The sequence below is a fragment of the Mesorhizobium sp. M7A.F.Ca.CA.003.01.2.1 genome, assembly GCF_003998945.1.
In the GTDB taxonomy this organism is placed as follows: Bacteria; Pseudomonadota; Alphaproteobacteria; order Rhizobiales; family Rhizobiaceae; genus Mesorhizobium; species Mesorhizobium ciceri.
Map to the genome: position 1 here is coordinate 1 of NZ_RZRA01001012.1, position 1,918 is coordinate 1,918.

Annotated in this window: 3 protein-coding genes; 2 read left to right on the forward strand and 1 reads right to left on the reverse strand. The window is 62.4% G+C overall.

Annotated elements, in window-relative coordinates; all coding sequences use genetic code 11:
- Positions 1-570 (forward strand): EAL domain-containing protein (locus EN969_RS28975; protein ID WP_164758594.1); only part of this gene is annotated, 570 nt, incomplete at its 5' end.
- A 5-nt stretch (positions 571-575) separates the two neighbouring features.
- Here EN969_RS28975 and EN969_RS28980 read toward each other — a convergent pair.
- Positions 576-1,184 (reverse strand): YqgE/AlgH family protein, encoded by a 609-nt coding sequence (locus tag EN969_RS28980; RefSeq protein ID WP_013532765.1) that lies wholly within the window; start codon positions 1,182-1,184, stop codon positions 576-578.
- 170 nt (positions 1,185-1,354) lie between these two features.
- Here EN969_RS28980 and EN969_RS28985 point away from each other — a divergent pair.
- Positions 1,355-1,918: protein-disulfide reductase DsbD domain-containing protein (locus EN969_RS28985; protein ID WP_127419620.1), on the forward strand; the 564-nt coding region annotated here is incomplete at its 3' end.

Sequence of the window (1,918 nt, forward strand, 5' to 3'; positions counted from 1 at the left end):
GCCATGCAGCAGGCGGCGGAAGACCTCGCCAGCTGGCAAAAGCAGATCGGCGACGCGCCGCTGTCGGTCTCGGTGAATTTGTCCAGCCGCCAGTTGATCCGCCGCGACCTGGTCAGCGACGTCCGCTCGGTCATCGCTCGGGCCAACCTGAAGCCGCGCTGCTTCCGGCTCGAACTCACCGACTCGCTTGTCATGGACAATCCCGAGCAGACCGCCCATGTGCTGACCAAGCTGAAGCAGCTCGGCATCGGCCTGTCGCTGGACGATTTCGGCACCGGCTATTCGTCATTGGCCTATCTGACGCGTTTCCCCTTCGACACCATCAAGATCGACAAGAGCTTCGTCGACGACAACACGCCCAAGCGCGCGGTGCTGCTGAAATCGATGGTCAACATGGCGCATGAACTCGGCCTGTCCGTCGTCGCCGAGGGCATTTCGGACGAGAGCGACGCGCTGGAACTGCGCCAGATGGGCTGCGAATATGTCCAGAGCTTCATGTTCGGCGCGCCGATGCCGGGCGACCAGGTGCTGAAGACGCTGAAAGAGCAGTATCCGCTGACGCAAGCGTAAACGGATCAGGCGTGTCCGGCAGCGAGGCTGAGATGCGCAAGGTCGATACCGATCGAGGCGAGGATCCGGTCGTATTTGCGCTCGATATCGGTGTCGAACAGAAGCTCGGCACTGGCCGGACAGGTCAGCCAGCCATTTTCTGCGATCTCGGTCTCCAATTGGCCCGCGCCCCAGCCGGAATAGCCGAGCGCCATCAGCGCATGACGAGGCCCGCGGCCGGACGATATGGCGCGCAATATGTCGACGGTCGCCGTCAGGCAGATGTCGTCGGAAACGGTCAGCGATGATTCCACCCGATAGTCGCCCGAATGCAGGACGAAGCCCCGGCTGCGATCCACGGGGCCGCCATTGCGCACGACGAAATCGCGGGCCTGAGCCGGCAAGCGGATTGCCTCCTGCTCGTTCATGATGCCCAGTTGCACGAGCAAGTCCGGAAACAGCATCTGCTGCGTCTGGTTGATGATCAGGCCCATGGCGCCTTCATCGGAATGGGCGCAGACATAGATGACCGAGCGCGTGAAACGGTCGTCCTTCATGCCGGGCATGGCAATCAGGAACTGATCGTCGAGAAAGCCGCGACTGGCGACCGTCTTCTTGTGGCGCAACAAGTCCATGAAGGGAGCGTAACGCGTTTCCAAAGCGCCGAAAAGATGCGCCGTGCTGGATTCGACCAAAGCCTGTGGCGGCGGCTCGAACATTCTTCTCCCTCGAAGTCACGCAAATATGATACCGGCAAGGCCATGAAATCATTGCGCGGCCACGAACGGACGATCAAATCACCGCCATGCGAAGCTTGAAAATCCTGCTGCTCGGCGCCGGCATCGGATCGGCCACCGCTCTTCCCGCCGCCGCCTCTTCGTCGGCGTGGTACAACAGCGAAGGCGGCAAGGTCCGGCTGGTTACATCAGGCAAAGCCGACGATGCCGGCCGCATACAGGGCGTTCTCGACATAGCGCTCAAGCCCGGCTGGAAGACATATTGGCGCGATCCGGGAGACGCGGGCGTGCCGCCGCAACTCGACATTTCGGCCAGCACCAACGTCGCCGACGCCGCTCTGTCGTTTCCGGCGCCGCAGCGCCATGACGACGGCTATGGCAAATGGGCGGGCTACAACTATCCGGTCTCTCTGCCGGTGACATTCACGCTGGCGACGCCGAACCAGCCGGCGGTGATCGATGCCGACATCTTTCTCGGCATCTGCGAAACGATCTGCATTCCGGTGCAGACGCGGCTGACCGTCGACCCCGCCTCCGATCCGGACAATGCCGAGGACGCGGCGCTGGTGAAGGCGAGTTTTACGGCACTGCCTGCGCCCGCGAGGTCCGATTTCGGCATCAATGTGCTGCCG

Coding starts and splice junctions, on each gene's coding strand:
- EN969_RS28980 (WP_013532765.1), bottom strand. CDS start 1,184: ATGGACTTGTTGCGCCACAAGAAGACGGTCGCCAGTCGCGGCTTTCTC.